This is a genomic window from Providencia rettgeri (assembly GCF_001874625.1).
Lineage (GTDB): Bacteria > Pseudomonadota > Gammaproteobacteria > Enterobacterales > Enterobacteriaceae > Providencia > Providencia huashanensis.
In genome coordinates this window covers 101,745-117,917 of the sequence record NZ_CP017671.1, presented here as the reverse complement: position 1 = coordinate 117,917, position 16,173 = coordinate 101,745, and the positions used below count along the sequence as shown (strand labels likewise).

The following is a 16,173-nucleotide window of genomic DNA, read 5'->3' as shown; positions in this document are numbered from 1 at the left end:
TTATTCCATTAGGAGTTTTAGTTTTTCTTGCTCGATTATATTTTCTTGTAATAAACTTAATTGTTGTTCTTTTTCTATCTGTAATTCACTGTATATTCTTTTAGCCATACTACTTTTTTGTAGAATTGCCTGATCTTGCAGGTAATAATTTGTCAACGTAGTGCGATACTCTCTAATAGCACTGGGTGTCAGTAATTGTTCATGTGAACCATAATGTTTCCATTGCTCACAGAGTTCCTCCCTGAGTTTCATCAAACTTTCATTAACCTGAATTTGCTCACTTATCTGTTGATTTAATTGCGTTAAAATAGAACGAAGTCGCGTTTCACGGCGCTTTTTTAAAGCAAATAAAGCCGTTAAGGTTGTTTGATAATTTTGCATAACATATCCAGTGTATCTTGGAACTTAACCCGCTCATCGGTTGGTTGGCAAAGAAACTCCCTGATTATTGGCCTTTTCATTAATGCTTCATCGGATTCAGGGTCTTGCCCTGTTTGATACTCACCAACACGGACTAACAGTTCAATGTCTTTCCAAGCAGCTTGTAATTTTCTCAATTTCCCTGCATTTTTACGGTGCTGCTCACTGGTAACCTGCCCCATAACTCGGCTAATACTCGCATTGATGTCAATCGCAGGGTAATGATTTTCCTGCGCTAGTTTTCGTGAAAGAACTATATGTCCATCTAGAATTGAACGAACCTCATCTGAAACGGGCTCATTCATGTTATCGCCCTCAACAAGGACAGTATAAATAGCGGTAATACTTCCTGATTCAGCTCGCCCAGCTCGCTCTAATAGACGGGGTAATTGAGCATAAAAACTGGGGGGATATCCACCCGATGTAGCGCACTCCCCCGCAGCAAGCCCTATTTCCCTTGATGCGCGGGCAAAACGTGTTAATGAATCCATCATTAACAACACATTTTTCCCTTGGTCGCGAAAATATTCAGCGATTGTTGTTGCCGTATATGCAGCTTTCAAACGCTCTAGCGCAGATCTATCAGAGGTCGCAATAACTATCACACAACGCTTCAATGCTTGCGGGGTTAAAGTGTGCTCTAAAAACTCACGAACTTCTCGTCCCCTTTCACCAATCAAAGCCAATACAATAATGTCAGACTCACACCCTTCACTAATCATGCCTAACAAGGTACTTTTGCCACACCCTGCCGCCGCAAAAATACCTATTCGCTGCCCTATCCCACAAGTCAATAACCCGTCAATCGCACGCACACCTAATGGCAAGTGCGTGTCAATAATTTGCCGAAGGAGAGGATTGGGTACATCAGCGTTCAGAGTTCGATACTCTCCATATTGAGGTAGATTGGAGTGATCAAGCGGTCGACCTAAACCATCAAGTACACGGCCAAGCAAAAAGTCACCAACACAAATTTGGTAACAATGCCCTGTAGGAATAACATCCGACCCAACGGTAACTCCCAGAGGCTCAGAAAAAGGGGATAACAATGCATAATCACCATCAATAGAAACGACCTCAGCATCAATACCGCTAGGTTTTAAGTGGCAAAACTCAGCAAGGCTGACACCTGGTAATGATGCACGTAACAATGTTGGGCCAATTTTAACGATTTTCCCCGTTAGTCGAACACTTAAGCTTTCGCTATTTACAGGGAACTTTAAACGTTCAAACAATGTATTATAAATAATATTATAATCGGGCTGACGCATTACTCATGTTCCCCAATAAGATCAATATTACCAATAATACGTAGTTCAGCATCTTCACCAATCTCTTGGAATGAGAGTACCTTTAACCCATAAAACTCCCGTTCAATAACTTTACGGAGGAAACGCCTCACATCAATTGTCGTTATTAGCACATTTTGAGTTTGATAATTATTCTGAGTCACCTCTTTAATCTTTTCTATTAGCCTTTCACTAAAGTTAGGCTCTAATGAAGAATAAGAACCTGAAGCAGTTTGCCGAATAGCTTCACGAATATGATTCTCAATATTATCACCAATAACCCAACCACTGATCCACGGCTGCCCTATACTATGTCTAGCGATAATATGCCTACGTAAGCCAATTCGCACATACTCAGTTATCATGACAGGGTCTTTTTCTCGAGGGCTCCACTCAATCAATGACTCAAAGATTGTGCGTAGATCACGAATAGATATATTTTCTAAAACTAAACGCTGAAGTATATCTGCAATACGCCCAATAGGTAATTGCCTCTGTATTTCCTTAACTAAATCAGCATATTTCCCTTCCATTGCATCCATCAGAAAACGTGTTTCCTGCACACCTATAAATTCTTTTGCATTGCGGTCGACTACAATTGATAAACAATGAATAATTGTCGCTTCATCTTGATAAAGCGTAATATTCATGGCTGATAATACGTCTTTATTATCAGGTGAAACCCACTGTAATGATTGATTACCACCGAACGATAGTTTATCTCTCTGTTTAGCTTGGGTAATATCTGGTGAACTAATATCGGCTAACATCAGGCCTTTAGGTAAAATGATATCGAGGACAACCTCCTGATATAATAAAATCTTTAAAGAACCAGAGGGTAAATTATTATCTACTTGTAAATTAATCTCCGGCAAAGGGATACCAATTTGCTCAAACTTTTGGAAACGGAAGATATCAATTTGAGAAGCCAATATATTCTTATTGCAACAATCTTTAGCCATCCGGATAATTAATGGGGTTGAACCGGGGCTGATAGTTTGGTTAGCTGAACTACCACTTAAATCTGAATTGATATATTCATCCTGTTCTGTCGCCGTTCTTTTTTTAGTAAAAAATGAAATTGCAAAGACAATAGCTGATAGAATAAAGAAATAAACCGTTGGGAAACCAGGTAAAAAACCAAATACCAGTAAAATAGCACAAGTTAATACGACTGCTTGCGATTGCTTACTTATTTGCATAACCAAATCACCCGCAAGGTTATTTTTTTCTTCTCCAGATATACGGGTCACAATAATCCCAGCAGTAATCGATATTAATAAAGCAGGTATTTGGCTGATCAAACCGTCACCAATAGAAAGAATCGCATAAGTAGAAAATGCAGTACTAGCACTCATATCATGCACCATCACACCAACAGCTGTTCCTCCTAATATATTCACCAATATAATGATAATACCCGCGATAGCATCGCCCTTAACAAATTTCATAGCACCATCCATAGCACCAAAAAGCTGACTTTCTTTTTGGACTAAACCGCGTAACCTTCGTGCCTCATCGGCATCAATAGTGCCTGCACGTAAATCACCATCAATACTCATTTGTTTACCTGGCATTGCATCCAATGAAAAACGAGCACTAACTTCGGCAACACGCTCAGAGCCTTTAGTTATCACGATAAACTGCACGATAGTAATGATCATAAAAACAATAAGCCCTACGCCTAAATTACCACCAACAGCAAATTTACCAAATGTATCAATAATATCGCCGGCGTCTGCTTGTAAGAGGATCAGCCTAGTCGTGCTAATTGTTAAAGATAAGCGATACAAAGTGGTAATTAATAACACCGCAGGAAAAGTCGAGAATTCTAATGGGCTTTTAATATAAATGGCCATCATCATTAAGAGAATGGATATCATTAGGTTCAGTGCAATAAGGAAATCAATTAGCCCTGTTGGTAACGGGATAATCATCATAAATATAGCGACTAACAACAAAATAACGAGAAAAATATCTTGTCGGCGAGAAATAACGATTAAAAATTGCCTAATAAATTCCATTATTTTAATCCGATAGCCTCATCAAGTAAGCGTTGCATTGTTTTAAAACAATAAACCCAATGAGAAATAGAGCTCGTTGTATTTAATTTACAACTTAGCATTTGATAACCTCCCCCTACCCAAGGACGTAATAATGTCCCCTTAGTCCTCGCAGGGATGCATTGTGTTAATAATTTCTCTAATATATTTTCTTGATAAACAAGCTCTACCTTTTTACCTACGGTAAGAATGATATTATTGTTGATATATTCAATATAAAAACGATAACATGGATGTAAAAACTCCATTTTTGCAGAAATACCATCACTAGGTAATTCAACCAGCTGCAAAAACCTTTCTAACCACCGTTTTGTTTGTAATTCCATCTACATTCTTAAAAAGAAATTTAAAATAAAGGTATTTTTCATTATGATTAACATATTCTAATAAAACTTAGATAGATATAATCAGGTATTTACCTGATAAAAACGAAAAAAGTCACTATTCTAATTCATTTAATTGTTGTAAGTATTCAATAAATACACTAATAACCATTTCTCGTTGGTCGTAATCCGAAAAGCAGTCATCCGGTAATAATTTGATTAACTCCATTAATCCTCTAGCATATTTATACTGTTTTTCTGATGTCTGTAAACTAATTTTACTTTCTAGCCAATCAGAATATAACCAAGATTGTTGTACTATTTCCAATAATAAGCAGGTCACATGCTTATCTGTTATATTTGGTAAATCTAGGGAGTTTGCTAAATGTTTGCTTTGTACTTCGATAGTTAAAAACTGCAATAACCATTTTAAATCAGTAATCACTGCCGCTAGGCGAATATCCGTTGCCTTATAACCTGCTGAGAGCTCAAAAGATAAAGTACGAATAAGTGTTCTTAGCTGTTGTTGACTACCTTCAAATTGACTAAATTGTTTAAACCAATAAAGCAATTCAGGTTGGTTACTTGTTGCTTGCTGATATAAAAAACGTAATTCACCTAATGCTTGTGGGGTAACAGCACCGCACTCTAAATGCGTAAATAGTTTTAAAACCCACTCATTATCTCCTGCCATCACTTTTTCTAGTGTTTGTTTCAGTACATGGCTAGAGGATTGATCATTTTCTTTTTCATTTAACATACTAGCAAGTAGCAAAATACATTCGGCAGTATCTAAATGATGCCGTTGAAAACTATTCAGAAGGTCGTCAATCTCTTCAACCTTAGTTACTCCGCCAATTCGATGGCGCAACTCTCCCACACTTGTAGGGTCTGAATCCTCTAAGTTTTTGGCTAGACGCTGCAACATGCTGCGGGTTGGACGTTCAGATACTCTAGGGTTATGACCACCTCTCATTCGCACAAAGTTGCCAATGGCTAACCCAATATTTCCTTGGGTTTCTTGTATCAAATAACCATCAGAGAGATAACTATCAAGTTCAGGAACTTCTGTATTCAATTGATTTTGCGCTATTTCAAGAGCTGATTGTGCAGGGATGACTTGCGTCACTAATTTTCTTTGTTCATTTTGGCGCGTCAACTCAATATTTTGTTGGGCCAATTGCTGGTTTTTCACTAAAGAGAGTCGCGGGTCTATAGATTCTACTTTAACAGACATTACATGTTTCCTCTTCAGCTAATAACAAATGTGCACAAATTGATTCTAATTGTTCTTTCAGATTAATATGGAGATTAAATAAAGATGATGAAAGCAATGCCTCATCTTTGTCTTTCGTCTCATCAACTTGAATATGTAGCCACGGGTAACCAGAAAAAAGCTTTATTAATTTATTGTACTGACTAGGATGAATATAAAGCGTTGCTGACTTTTCATTCTTTATTTCCTCTAGTTTAGCGCGAAGCTGATTGAACAATAACCCAGTACTATCATTTTCAATAAAAAACATATCAAGCACGCTAACTAGCACTTCCCTTAAACGTGGTTCCAAGCACATTAAAATGTTTTGTTCTAGTTGATGTTCTGACACTAACCACTCAATAGACTCAGTAGCAATCTTCTGCCTAATCAATGGAGCTTCCTCTTCCAATAAAGCCATGCCTTCTTGATAAGCTAGTTCTCGTAAGCTCTGACATTCCTGTTTTGTTTCATCTAGATATTTTTGAGACTCTTGATAGATAATTTGAGCTTTTTGTTGGGCTATTTCTATAATATTGTTTGCAGAAAAACAGTTTATTAACTCCTCTGTCGGAATAATAGGCCCAAATACAGGTAAGTCAGGCAATGAAATTACAGGAACTGAAATCACCTTCATAAAAAACGCCCAATACGTAATAGCCAAGGAAAAATACTACCAAGACGGGGGGCTTCTTGGGGCGGGTAATTTGGAAAGGTTGTTTTCAACGCGTGATAGACCACACAATCGGTTTTCTCTGCATACCACCAACTTAGTCCTATCCCTTGGGCTTTCTCGATGAAATCCTCTTCAGAATAAATAACCTGAGAAGGAGAATGATAGAAGGTCCCTATTGCCAATAGCTGCTCACAACCCTGCTCACCGAAAATATCCGTCAAACGGCAACGATATCGACGAAGTACCAGATAATCAGGGCAAGCTAATACCAGAATCCCCATCGCAAGAAACAACTTCATTAAACGTGTTTCTAATGCCAAAATTTGATACTGACGTGGTTCAAGCTGCTTTAATATAGGAGAAAAAGATAAGTCTTTGCGGCGAAGAATCATGTTATCTATTGCGCCTTGGCAAGATGGAGATTGCTGATACACCTGTTGCCATTGAGATAACTCGAATGCTCTCCACCAAGATGCATGCATCCATTTACCTGGACGCCATACCAACTCATGTAATCGTTGTTGTTCAACCTCAATAATATTATTCATATATTAGGTCTATTTCTTAATACAATTAATAATACAATAGCACTGGTCATTATGGCTGCCACAACTATCCAGAGAAGGTACTTTCGCCATTCCCAGCCATTTTTGGTCTTATCCAGAAACTTCGCCTGTTTATGTCGATAATCAGCCATTTGCATAACGATACTGATATTTTCTACTGTTAAATTTGAGATGGATTTTTGGACCATTCTACGAATTTCTGGCTCTCTACTTTGCATATTGATACCCGGCGCATGCTTAATAAATATTGAAGCGGTAGGCGGCGGTATTTCACGACGATTTACATTGGTACTTTCCGATATAGCAACTTGAGCAATAATAATCCCATCCATACTCAGTAGCATTTTTTCTATATTTTGTTCTTTTAAATAAGTTATTTTTGCCTGTTCTTGTGCTGGAGAAGTGACTAACTGCCCCGGAGGAAATAAATCAGCAATATTTTCTGTTCGTTTATTAGGTAGACCTTGCTGGCGTAATACTTCAACTGCATTGGCAAAATCATCTTTTTCTACATTAATAGTAACGCCGCTTCCCTTAATAATGCTTTTTTCTGCATCAATATTTCTCAGCATCAATAAAGCAATCATCTGATTTGCTTCTTCTTCAGATAAGTCACTATAAAGCTCAACTTTACAACCCGTTAAAAAAAATAAAATTAACACGATAGAACTAAAACGAATAAAAAACTTCATTATTGCATACTTACCAGTTTATTAATTCCTTGAGATAGCTGCCCTGTCACTTTTGCAATTAAATCCACTTCCACCATAGCATTTTTAAGAAAAGATTGTGCCGTTAACATAGTTGCCGGGTTATTCAGAACATCGACAGTTGCTCGTGCATTATTAATTGTATTTGAAATTGACAATGATTTATCTTGTAATGAAGCGATTATCATCTCTTCTGGGTTAAGTGTGGGTTGTTCAAAAAGCATATTTGTAAATAAATCGACATCCTCAGCTCGTTCAATGGAGGGGAGTTTTTCTGTTAATGTTTGTACACCGACAGTAGATACAGATGTAATATCCATCATATTAATATCCTATTTTTAATATATTATGAGTATAACAATCAATTATTGCTTATTGTTATATATTCAATAAATTGCTTTAGTAGCTCTGCTTCTGGAGACTTATCACTCTGTAATTTTTCTTCGGCAAGATATAAATTATTCATTCCAATAAGTATGGTTGCATCAATAATATTACAGGCACTTTCATTTTCCGTCAGATATGGCAATACATGACGAATAGCTTCAGCTTGAATATAAAGCCCATTATTTACAGCCGCTAATCCACTTTCAATAATAAGTTGCCTCATACTGAAATCTAATAAATTCATATCTTCTGAATTATCCCTGACAACATATCTTTCACTGCCCGCATAATCGCACTTTCATAACTCACAAAAACAGAATATTGTTGTATCGCAAATTGTGCCTGTAACATCCTTGCTGGGTCATTAAGGTCAGCTGCAGTCACCTTTGATTGCACTTCATTACCCGCTTTATCAACGAGTTGCGAAAGTTGGTTAGTAATCGCTTCTATGTCCATAGTTACTCCCTCGTGTTATAGCTGTTTATTTGAAGCGAACGATTGCGAAATTGCTTTGGACTACAATTTATGTAACGACGGAATCTATCCGTAAAATGAGCATGACTTGAAAACCCGCATTCTATGGCAATATCAATGACTCTCATGGATGTTGTACTTAACAGTTTCTTTGCATGTTTTATCCGTCGCTCCAACAACCAGCGTTTAGCTGTTTGACCATATGTACATAAAAATAACTCATTAAACTTACGCACAGGTAAATCAAATTCCTGAGCTAAGCGAACAACGGACCACTGACGCATAAAATGGTTTTCAATAAAACTACAAAAGTCTTTATTACCTGAAATATATTTATAAAGTAGAGAGGAAAAATATACGTTATCTAACCCTAAACAATAAGTATAAGCAAAGTGTAAAAAATTATCCTCTGAAAGCTGCAATAGATAGGTAAAAACATCCAATACATTCCTTTCTGCTCGAATAATTCTAATGGGTTCAATTGAATAAGTTATTTTTTCTTGAGGAAGCAATAGGTTAATTATTTCAGGGTAAACCTTATGTAAACTGCTCGAATCAAAGTCTACAGATAATAGCTGATTCTTTAATATCGACTCTACTATAATTGCCTCATCATTGGTAATGACTAAACAATTTTCTGGGAATGTATAGGTTTTTCCATTCAAAGATAACTGACCTGAGTTTTTGCTGATAATAAACTTTATCGCAGACATACATTACCCTTATTAATAAAAAGACATTCGTTTATTTTCTAGTAAAAACGCATGAGAAAATATAAGGTATTAACCTGACATCATTGTTCCTCATTAAAACAATAATTAAGCATATAAATTACATATAACATCATAATTGTAAAATCAAAAATGATAGTTTCCATGTAAATTTGAAAAAATTCAAAATTAAAATATTTATTATCTAACCTCTAAATTAAGAAATTTTTATATTTTAACTTTAACAAAAAGGGTAATAACATGGTTTATATAGATTTCGATCAAAACGGGTATTATGAAGGTCAAAATAGCTATTATACACCAACCACTCCCTCAACAGGTGATGTGATAGTAAATAATGGTGATAATGGCATTCAAAATAATAACAATAACAGTATTCAAAATAATAATTATCGAAGTGCCATGACAAATCATTCTCTTATGGGAACAGCCATGGTCACAATGGAAAACATTATGTTGTTATTTACTGAATTAGCAAATTCTAAATTTGAAGCCATGTCAAAGAAAACAGAAGTTTCTCGTGATGCACAAGATATGGCGAATCGAGTTGACCGTATTATTGCTGATTTAGATAAACCAGACTCTACTGGAGAGCTTCCACCTGATGTCATTCATTATATGCGCGTTAACAATATCATGATTGATGGCAACCAAAATATTGATGACTTTATGCAAGGAAAAAATGGCAAATTAGATAAAGGTGACCTCACTGCCGTTAAATCAGCTTTAGAATCAGCTTCCGGTCGTGCTTCTGATTTTGTTCAACAAAGCCAACTTAAACTACAGCAACTCATGCAAAACTTTAATACCGCAGTCACAATGGCAAACAGTATCCAAAGCATGAATGCTGAATCAACTAAATCAATCGCTCAATCTATTCGTTAACAGCCTAAAAATAAATTGATAGCTATCTATAAAACCAAATATCGTAGGATTAAAGATGCAACAATTAGATCAATTTCAAAGCATGCTTAACGAACTGCAACGTTGCAGAATAAATGTTAAAAAGCAAATTAATGAATTCAAAGTACTACAGAATGAAATTAGCGAGTTACATAAAAAAGCAGATAAGGACCCAATTGCTTTACGTAAGTTAGCGAAATTTAATGATGTAATGCAAAGTGATATTGGAGCAGAAAAAATCATTAAAAAATCAGAAGAAGTAAAACTGATTTTTAATCAATTAAGCAAACAATTTAAACAACTTTCTGTTGAAAATACGGGTCAAAACAGAGACCTTTTTTCACCAGAAAAAAACAAAAGTGTAGTTAAAAAACAGTATCGTACTTTCGTCTAATTAACGTTTTGATACTTTTATCATCATGAGATTTATATGCCAAAAACAGTTAGCACTCTGTCACAAAATGAAAATAGCGACAATTTGCAGCATTTTTTAGCGCGTGGTGGTTCTTTAAAACTAATTGCTGGCTTAGATAGCCAGCAATTAGAACGACTCTATGCATATGCCAACCAATTGTTTAATGCCAATGATTTTTCCGCTGCACGCAATATTTATTATCTATTAACTTGTTTAGAACAATGGAACCCCGAAAATTTACTTGCTCTAGGGTTATGCCATCAACGTTTAGGTGAACATGAAAATGCCATAAATAACTTCGTAAGTGCAGGGACGATTAAAATAGATGACCCTCGCCCTGCCTTTTTTACAGGCCTCAGTTATCACTTACTGGGTAATACTGAATACGCAAATAAAGCATTTCATGCTGCCATTCGCTGGTGTAATGACTTAAAAGAGTATCAAGAAATCAAACAAAGTGCTCAAAAAATGCTAAATCCAATATCGGAGATATCACAATGACAATGCTTCTTGAGCGTTCTCTTTATCGAACAGATATATCTACAGAAAATAGGTTACATGATATATCGACCACTTTACCTAAAAGTACTCATCAGACAACCCCTTTGCAATTTGGTGAGTTAAATAATGTTGCTACAGCGCAAAATACACCAATGATAAAACTGGCAACTCCACGAGCCAGTAAAGAAGAGGTTTCTCAAACACAAGCTGCTTCTGATCTAGAAGAGGTATTCCAAACATTACAGCAGCTCTCTCCTGATAATGAAAGAAATAATACATCTAACCCTATGCTAAATATGTCTTTAGCCAAAATTGAAGGGTTACCAATGAACTCAATGTTTGCCGCATCATTACTACTCGTTGGTCAGGTTTTAGGGGACATTGCCTCAACTAAAGGGGAAATGCTTGAAATTCTGGCTAAAAAACAAGACATGCTACGAATGGAAGAAGTCAAAAATATTCGCGAGCAAATGGAAAAAGCCGTTGAACAACAAGATAAAGCCAGAAAAGCCGGTGTTTTTGGTGTTATTTTTGACTGGGTTATTGCCGCAGTAGAAGTTGTCGTCGGTGTGACCAAAATGGTTGGTGGCTTCTTATCAGGTAATGCCATGATGGCTGCAAGTGGAAGCATGGACTTCATGGCTGGGCTTGCAGGTATTGGCAAAGCGGTAGCCAATACCATGGCGCTGATAGACCCCAATAACGCTGAAAAATATCATGCTGCGGCCAACAAGTTTGCTATCACACAGATGTCATTTGAACTTATGGGGGCGGCTATTGATATTACCAGTGCAGTGCGTAATGTAATCGCGACTAAAATTGTTCCAAAAGTGGCAACTCAAGTCTTAAAAGAAGGAGCAGGAGAAGCACTAAATGTGGCAATAAAAGAAGGCAGTCAAACAGCCATTAAAGGGATAGCTAAATCAGTTGGCCAAGAAGTCAGTACGCAAATTGGTAATCAAATTATCAATCAACTAGGGAAGCAAGCTGCTGAAAAAGCAGGGAAAACAATATTTAATAAAATGATTGATTCATTTTCACAAAAAGCAATAGAAGAACTTGTCACTAAATCCGTTGAAAAAGCGGCAAAGAAAGCAGCTAAAAAAGTGGCTAAAGATGGAATAGAACTAACCACAGAGCAATTGATTAGCAATACTACCAGACAAATACAAAAAGATGTTTTAAAAGCCGTCAGTAAAGCATCAGTATCTCGCGTTGATATGTTTTTGCAAACATCCCGAGGTGTGATATCAGGCGCACAGCAAGTAACGATGGGGTCTTTAGAAATCCAAAAGGCAAAATTACAAAAACAAATTGACCAATTAATGCTAGATCAAACTTGGCTGCAAAATATGTTTGAATTCTTTGAAAGAGAAAAAGAAGAAACCGTAAAAAAAGTACGCTCATTGCAAGAAGACAAAGCCGCTGTAGTTCAAGATGGTACTAAATTACTAAGTACGATAGCATCAACCCAAGCACATATCGCTTCTTCAATGGTTTAATGCTATGCATACCACTTCAATAACTCATGAGCACCCGAATAGTGAATTTATTGATTATTTTTCAACGAAAAGAGAGGAAAATCAATCAAACGCAATATTCGTTTCTAACGGGAGCTTATTAGCACCTTTACTTAGAAACTTAAGCGAAAAACCATTAAGTTCAGAACTTATCGAGGTGGCACTGAGTGAAGTCGCTATTGCATTAAATACTGTCAGAAACAACCTTCCCCAACAGCAAATATTATTATCTCAATTAGAAGAGGCGGCTCCCGGTAGTTTTTCCAACTGTATACCCGAAAATGCAGATTGGAACGATGCCATTAAACCAATAAATTCACATTGTAATAAAACAAGGTTTACAGATATCACTTCATTATTAATTGAATTAATAGGAAAAGTTGGTGAAAGTATGCGCAAAAGAGGAGAGCAAGTGCTACCTCTTTTATGTACTGTATATATGGTAAATTATACATTAGGCCATATGAGTGCCGAGTTAATTAACCAGAGTACAATAAATTCCAGTAAACAAGTATTTACTGATGCACTAAAACAAATATCAACCTCAGGAGTGAATTATCATTACTCCCCAGAAAATAAAAACCATCCAACAGTGACTATTCCAGAAATAAATAAAACGACTTCATGCAAAAGTGAAGTTTTAAATGAGGGGGTGAGTTCCATACAACAAGTATTCGCCCAACAATTAAATGACTATACTGAATTAGGTAATCAAATTACCAACATCAGTCATTCCATACTAGACTCGTTAGAGTCTATTGACTCTAATACAATTAAGTCATTAATTAATGACACAAGCTGTTTTATTAACATAGATGACGGGTTAATTGCATCAGCAATTAGCAATAATGATAACGCTTATTTAAATTTCTCTAGAAAATAACTAATTACCTTAAATAAGGATTAAAAATGAATAACATCAACTCAAATACAATAGATATAGAACAAATATGTCCAAATCAATCTGATATAAAAAACGCTTCGATATCCTCATCAACGAATGTTTATGCCATGATGGATGCCATCATTTCAATGCTACAAAAAATGAATAGTGACATTCGCGATATGCAACGTGACTTCTTTGCATCTCAACAAAGCACCGCATTCAAAAAAGAGCTCACGGCAATATCGACCAAACAGGATTCAATACAACTTAATTATAAAGCAGCTTTATCCAACGCTATTGCAAAAACAACTTCAGGCGTCGTCAGTATCGGTGGTGCAGGCTTCGGCATGGCTAAGGGGGCAAGTCTAGGTGGTGAGTTTATTTCCGCAGGGACTAACGGGATTGGAAAAATGGTAGAAGGGTCGGTATCAGTAAGTATGGCGAGTACAACTCGTGATGCACAAAAAAAACAATTATTAGGCGATTTTCAGTCTAACTCAGCGATTGAGTACCATAAATTGCTCTCAAATACAGCCGATAAAGCCTCTGAAGCGTCAAAACGTATGTTAGATATAACACGCGAAATTATATCATTACAAGAAAGAATTACATCCTCTGTAAGAATGTAAATATTGCAAATAGAATAATGACTATACTAAATTAAGAAAGAATACAAAATATGGCTCAATTAGATGCAGTCACCGAGTATTTATATAGAAAAGGGAAGCAGCCTCAAAAAGCTTTCTTTAATAATAGCAGTGTTTTTATTGGTTGGAAGGTTGAGTTCACTCATTTTGAATTAACTTATAGGTTAAATGATAAAGAACTAATAATTTGTGACTTTTCCTCCACAGCACATTCAAAAAATAAAAGAATGGCAACTATTTCATTTATTAAATTTATTCACGAATTAGAATCTTGCTGTTTTGATTTTAATTCCATTCGTGGGTTACTGTTAGCTAGCCCGAACCCTGAAGTTACGGAACTCAGAGAGCGGTTAGCTCAATCACTTTTATCACAAGGTGCAACGTGGGAGATGATTAATGGTGATAATTGGCTAGTATATTTATTAAATAAAAATAGAATATAAATTAAATATTTTATTTATATATATTAATTTAAATAAAAAATATTATTTGACATCCATAGCTATTTATCGATAAAAATGTAATCAATAATAATTGAATCTATAATTTTAATATGAAGAAAAAAGTTTTATTAGTCGAAGACCATGAACTATTAAGTGCTGGTATTAAGCATTTTCTTTCATATCTTCCTGAGTATGAAGTTATCGGTGTTGTCTGTAATGGCTTACAGGTCTATGAAACCTGTCAGAAATTAAATCCCGATCTTGTTATATTAGACTTAGGCTTACCTGGCATGGATGGTATTGACGTCATTTGTCGGCTAAAACAACGTTGGCATGACCTCAATATTATTGTACTGACAGCAGATCGGGTGGAGCATCGGGCCTGTTCTGCACTGAATGCGGGCGCTATGGGGTATGTTTTAAAGAATAGCTCGCAGCAAACCTTATTATCAGCCTTGCAATCTGTTGTCTTTATGAATCGAGTTTTTATTGACCCTTCTTTAAGTGAAGCTCAAATATTTGAGTTAACCCAAACTAAAGAACCAGTACGACTAACAACTCGGGAAAGGCAAATATTAAAGCTAATCTCAGAAGAACGCCGTAACCGCGATATTGCAGAAGATTTAAAAATCACCATAAAAACAGTTGAAACACACCGTCTTAACTTAATGAGAAAACTAGGTACACACAGCTCCGTGGGGCTCGTCAAATGGGCATATCGATTAGGTATTTGCTAATTCAAGATATTTTAAATAGAAAATTATTTTTTACGACTAATACTAATATACTTAATCCATTGAAAAATAATGGTTAAATTTTTAATCTCATATAAATCATATAATTGCGTTATTAATTATAAGATATATCATTTTGGTCAAAAATAATGCTTTACAAACGATAGTGATAACTATTATCATTATCATCACCTCCTCAATACGGTTACTTAGTCACCTTTTGTTGGGGGTACGACATTGCTCACATTGCTTCCAGTGTTTACTTTAGCCAGCCTTGCGCTGGCTATTTTTTTACCTGATACAGCAGTTCTGTAATATGTTCACTATCGAATCTTCCTCATCTAACGATTTATCTCATCCAACAATGGCATACTTATTCAAATTATTTGAACTCTATGGTTAATGGTAGCTACTTTTCTCTAAGTGAAAACAGGTTAAACTGTCATCAATACATTAAGAGTGAGTTCAACCAAAGTTGAAGTCCGTAAAGGAGATAACACTATGATCTATCTACGTAAAGCAAATGAACGAGGTCATGCTAATCATGGTTGGCTCGATAGTTGGCACACTTTCTCATTCTCTAGTTACTATGATGAAAATTTTATGGGGTTCTCAGCACTAAGGGTGATTAACGAAGACTTTATTGCTGCAGGCCAAGGTTTTGGGACACACCCGCACAAAGATATGGAAATTTTAACCTATGTGTTTAATGGCACGGTGGAACATAAAGACAGCATGGGCAATATGGAGCAAATTCCCGCAGGTGAATTTCAAATTATGAGTGCAGGCACCGGTATTCGTCACTCAGAATATAACCCGGACAATGAAAAAGAACTGCATTTGTACCAAATTTGGATTATCCCTGAAAAAACAAGCATTGAACCACGTTATGAACAAAAGCGTTTTGATTCAAAAGATGGCAAACAACTTGTGCTTTCACCAAATGCGCAAGATGGTTCATTAAAAGTCTATCAAGATATGCAATTATGGCGTTGGGCATTGCCCGCGGATCAAATACAAACTCACAACATTGCAGATAAACGAGTTGTATGGATTCAAGTGGTAAAAGGGACTGTAGAAGTCAATGGGCAACAAGCCACAACTAGCGACGGCTTAGCAATTTGGCAAGAAAACAGCCTAACGATTAAAGCAGATGAAGACAGCGAAATCTTATTATTTGATTTACCTGCCGCTGAATAACACGCCTAAAACAACAAAGGCTCTACCTAA

General features: G+C 36.1%; 21 protein-coding genes. 9 read left to right on the top strand and 12 right to left on the bottom strand.

Annotated features, from left to right (window positions below):
- From RB151_RS00525 to RB151_RS00470, 12 genes are all read right to left on the bottom strand, one after another.
- Window positions 1–381, bottom strand: a complete 381-nt coding sequence (locus tag RB151_RS00525; protein ID WP_048605576.1) for a hypothetical protein — start codon at window positions 379–381, stop codon at window positions 1–3.
- Window positions 357–1,691 carry a type III secretion system ATPase SctN gene (gene sctN, locus RB151_RS00520; RefSeq protein WP_042848607.1) on the bottom strand — a complete coding sequence of 445 codons (1,335 nt, stop codon included), beginning with the start codon at window positions 1,689–1,691 and terminating at the stop codon, window positions 357–359. Before sctN ends, RB151_RS00525 begins: the two co-directional genes overlap by 25 nt.
- A complete protein-coding gene (locus RB151_RS00515; RefSeq protein ID WP_048605578.1) occupies window positions 1,691–3,733 on the bottom strand; it encodes an EscV/YscV/HrcV family type III secretion system export apparatus protein in 2,043 nt (680 codons plus the stop codon). Before RB151_RS00515 ends, sctN begins: the two co-directional genes overlap by 1 nt.
- On the bottom strand, window positions 3,733–4,098 hold the full coding sequence (locus tag RB151_RS00510; RefSeq protein WP_042848609.1) for a hypothetical protein: 366 nt from the start codon (window positions 4,096–4,098) through the stop codon (window positions 3,733–3,735). Before RB151_RS00510 ends, RB151_RS00515 begins: the two co-directional genes overlap by 1 nt.
- A 115-nt stretch (window positions 4,099–4,213) precedes the next feature.
- Window positions 4,214–5,332 (bottom strand): TyeA family type III secretion system gatekeeper subunit, encoded by a 1,119-nt coding sequence (locus tag RB151_RS00505; protein ID WP_071547571.1) that lies wholly within the window; start codon window positions 5,330–5,332, stop codon window positions 4,214–4,216.
- Window positions 5,322–5,987 (bottom strand): HrpE/YscL family type III secretion apparatus protein, encoded by a 666-nt coding sequence (locus RB151_RS00500; protein ID WP_042848610.1) that lies wholly within the window; start codon window positions 5,985–5,987, stop codon window positions 5,322–5,324. The genes RB151_RS00505 and RB151_RS00500 overlap by 11 nt, the downstream gene beginning before the upstream one ends.
- The gene (locus RB151_RS00495) at window positions 5,984–6,574 is read right to left on the bottom strand and encodes a type III secretion system domain-containing protein (protein WP_048605583.1); all 591 of its coding nucleotides are present in this window, start codon (window positions 6,572–6,574) and stop codon (window positions 5,984–5,986) included. Before RB151_RS00495 ends, RB151_RS00500 begins: the two co-directional genes overlap by 4 nt.
- On the bottom strand, window positions 6,571–7,284 hold the full coding sequence (gene sctJ, locus RB151_RS00490) for a type III secretion system inner membrane ring lipoprotein SctJ (RefSeq protein WP_071547570.1): 714 nt from the start codon (window positions 7,282–7,284) through the stop codon (window positions 6,571–6,573). Before sctJ ends, RB151_RS00495 begins: the two co-directional genes overlap by 4 nt.
- Window positions 7,284–7,625, bottom strand: coding sequence for a type III secretion system inner rod subunit SctI (sctI, locus tag RB151_RS00485; RefSeq protein ID WP_197679466.1), 342 nt, complete (start codon window positions 7,623–7,625; stop codon window positions 7,284–7,286). Before sctI ends, sctJ begins: the two co-directional genes overlap by 1 nt.
- 38 nt (window positions 7,626–7,663) lie before the next feature.
- Window positions 7,664–7,933, bottom strand: a complete 270-nt coding sequence (locus tag RB151_RS00480; RefSeq protein WP_042848613.1) for an EscG/YscG/SsaH family type III secretion system needle protein co-chaperone — start codon at window positions 7,931–7,933, stop codon at window positions 7,664–7,666.
- Window positions 7,930–8,145: a type III secretion system needle filament subunit SctF gene (gene sctF, locus RB151_RS00475; RefSeq protein WP_042848614.1), complete on the bottom strand. Its 216-nt coding sequence runs from the start codon at window positions 8,143–8,145 to the stop codon at window positions 7,930–7,932. The genes RB151_RS00480 and sctF overlap by 4 nt, the downstream gene beginning before the upstream one ends.
- Before the next feature lie 2 nt (window positions 8,146–8,147).
- Window positions 8,148–8,876 carry a helix-turn-helix domain-containing protein gene (locus RB151_RS00470; RefSeq protein WP_042848615.1) on the bottom strand — a complete coding sequence of 243 codons (729 nt, stop codon included), beginning with the start codon at window positions 8,874–8,876 and terminating at the stop codon, window positions 8,148–8,150.
- A 258-nt stretch (window positions 8,877–9,134) separates the two neighbouring features.
- Between RB151_RS00470 and RB151_RS00465 the strand changes: the two genes are divergently transcribed.
- The 9 genes from RB151_RS00465 to RB151_RS00425 all read left to right on the top strand — a co-directional run bounded on the left by RB151_RS00465 (window position 9,135) and on the right by RB151_RS00425 (window position 16,143).
- Entirely contained in the window at window positions 9,135–9,779 is a 645-nt protein-coding gene (locus RB151_RS00465; protein WP_080750936.1) for a hypothetical protein, read from the top strand.
- 55 nt (window positions 9,780–9,834) lie between these two features.
- On the top strand, window positions 9,835–10,191 hold the full coding sequence (locus tag RB151_RS00460) for a hypothetical protein (protein WP_048605587.1): 357 nt from the start codon (window positions 9,835–9,837) through the stop codon (window positions 10,189–10,191).
- A gap of 36 nt (window positions 10,192–10,227) precedes the next feature.
- Entirely contained in the window at window positions 10,228–10,713 is a 486-nt protein-coding gene (locus RB151_RS00455; protein WP_081363923.1) for a SycD/LcrH family type III secretion system chaperone, read from the top strand.
- On the top strand, window positions 10,710–12,215 hold the full coding sequence (gene sctE / locus RB151_RS00450; RefSeq protein ID WP_071547569.1) for a type III secretion system translocon subunit SctE: 1,506 nt from the start codon (window positions 10,710–10,712) through the stop codon (window positions 12,213–12,215). Before RB151_RS00455 ends, sctE begins: the two co-directional genes overlap by 4 nt.
- A 4-nt stretch (window positions 12,216–12,219) precedes the next feature.
- Window positions 12,220–13,116 carry a hypothetical protein gene (locus RB151_RS00445; RefSeq protein ID WP_071547568.1) on the top strand — a complete coding sequence of 299 codons (897 nt, stop codon included), beginning with the start codon at window positions 12,220–12,222 and terminating at the stop codon, window positions 13,114–13,116.
- Window positions 13,117–13,142: 26 nt separating this feature from the next.
- Complete coding sequence (locus tag RB151_RS00440; RefSeq protein ID WP_042848618.1) at window positions 13,143–13,748, top strand: hypothetical protein; 606 nt, start codon at window positions 13,143–13,145, stop codon at window positions 13,746–13,748.
- Window positions 13,749–13,798: 50 nt separating this feature from the next.
- Window positions 13,799–14,209 (top strand): hypothetical protein, encoded by a 411-nt coding sequence (locus tag RB151_RS00435; protein ID WP_071547567.1) that lies wholly within the window; start codon window positions 13,799–13,801, stop codon window positions 14,207–14,209.
- Window positions 14,210–14,319: 110 nt separating this feature from the next.
- Window positions 14,320–14,946: a two component system response regulator gene (locus RB151_RS00430; RefSeq protein ID WP_042848619.1), complete on the top strand. Its 627-nt coding sequence runs from the start codon at window positions 14,320–14,322 to the stop codon at window positions 14,944–14,946.
- 498 nt (window positions 14,947–15,444) lie between these two features.
- The gene (locus tag RB151_RS00425; RefSeq protein ID WP_071547566.1) at window positions 15,445–16,143 is read left to right on the top strand and encodes a pirin family protein; all 699 of its coding nucleotides are present in this window, start codon (window positions 15,445–15,447) and stop codon (window positions 16,141–16,143) included.
- Window positions 16,144–16,173 lie beyond the last annotated feature (30 nt).

Coding starts and splice junctions, on each gene's coding strand:
- RB151_RS00430 (WP_042848619.1), top strand. CDS start 14,320: ATGAAGAAAAAAGTTTTATTAGTCGAAGACCATGAACTATTAAGTGCT.
- sctJ (WP_071547570.1), bottom strand. CDS start 7,284: ATGAAGTTTTTTATTCGTTTTAGTTCTATCGTGTTAATTTTATTTTTT.
- RB151_RS00425 (WP_071547566.1), top strand. CDS start 15,445: ATGATCTATCTACGTAAAGCAAATGAACGAGGTCATGCTAATCATGGT.
- RB151_RS00510 (WP_042848609.1), bottom strand. CDS start 4,098: ATGGAATTACAAACAAAACGGTGGTTAGAAAGGTTTTTGCAGCTGGTT.
- RB151_RS00455 (WP_081363923.1), top strand. CDS start 10,228: ATGCCAAAAACAGTTAGCACTCTGTCACAAAATGAAAATAGCGACAAT.
- sctN (WP_042848607.1), bottom strand. CDS start 1,691: ATGCGTCAGCCCGATTATAATATTATTTATAATACATTGTTTGAACGT.
- RB151_RS00465 (WP_080750936.1), top strand. CDS start 9,135: ATGGTTTATATAGATTTCGATCAAAACGGGTATTATGAAGGTCAAAAT.
- RB151_RS00525 (WP_048605576.1), bottom strand. CDS start 381: ATGCAAAATTATCAAACAACCTTAACGGCTTTATTTGCTTTAAAAAAG.
- sctF (WP_042848614.1), bottom strand. CDS start 8,145: ATGGACATAGAAGCGATTACTAACCAACTTTCGCAACTCGTTGATAAA.
- RB151_RS00505 (WP_071547571.1), bottom strand. CDS start 5,332: ATGTCTGTTAAAGTAGAATCTATAGACCCGCGACTCTCTTTAGTGAAA.
- RB151_RS00515 (WP_048605578.1), bottom strand. CDS start 3,733: ATGGAATTTATTAGGCAATTTTTAATCGTTATTTCTCGCCGACAAGAT.
- sctE (WP_071547569.1), top strand. CDS start 10,710: ATGACAATGCTTCTTGAGCGTTCTCTTTATCGAACAGATATATCTACA.
- RB151_RS00460 (WP_048605587.1), top strand. CDS start 9,835: ATGCAACAATTAGATCAATTTCAAAGCATGCTTAACGAACTGCAACGT.
- RB151_RS00440 (WP_042848618.1), top strand. CDS start 13,143: ATGAATAACATCAACTCAAATACAATAGATATAGAACAAATATGTCCA.
- RB151_RS00445 (WP_071547568.1), top strand. CDS start 12,220: ATGCATACCACTTCAATAACTCATGAGCACCCGAATAGTGAATTTATT.
- RB151_RS00500 (WP_042848610.1), bottom strand. CDS start 5,987: ATGAAGGTGATTTCAGTTCCTGTAATTTCATTGCCTGACTTACCTGTA.
- RB151_RS00495 (WP_048605583.1), bottom strand. CDS start 6,574: ATGAATAATATTATTGAGGTTGAACAACAACGATTACATGAGTTGGTA.
- sctI (WP_197679466.1), bottom strand. CDS start 7,625: ATGATGGATATTACATCTGTATCTACTGTCGGTGTACAAACATTAACA.
- RB151_RS00480 (WP_042848613.1), bottom strand. CDS start 7,933: ATGAATTTATTAGATTTCAGTATGAGGCAACTTATTATTGAAAGTGGA.
- RB151_RS00470 (WP_042848615.1), bottom strand. CDS start 8,876: ATGTCTGCGATAAAGTTTATTATCAGCAAAAACTCAGGTCAGTTATCT.
- RB151_RS00435 (WP_071547567.1), top strand. CDS start 13,799: ATGGCTCAATTAGATGCAGTCACCGAGTATTTATATAGAAAAGGGAAG.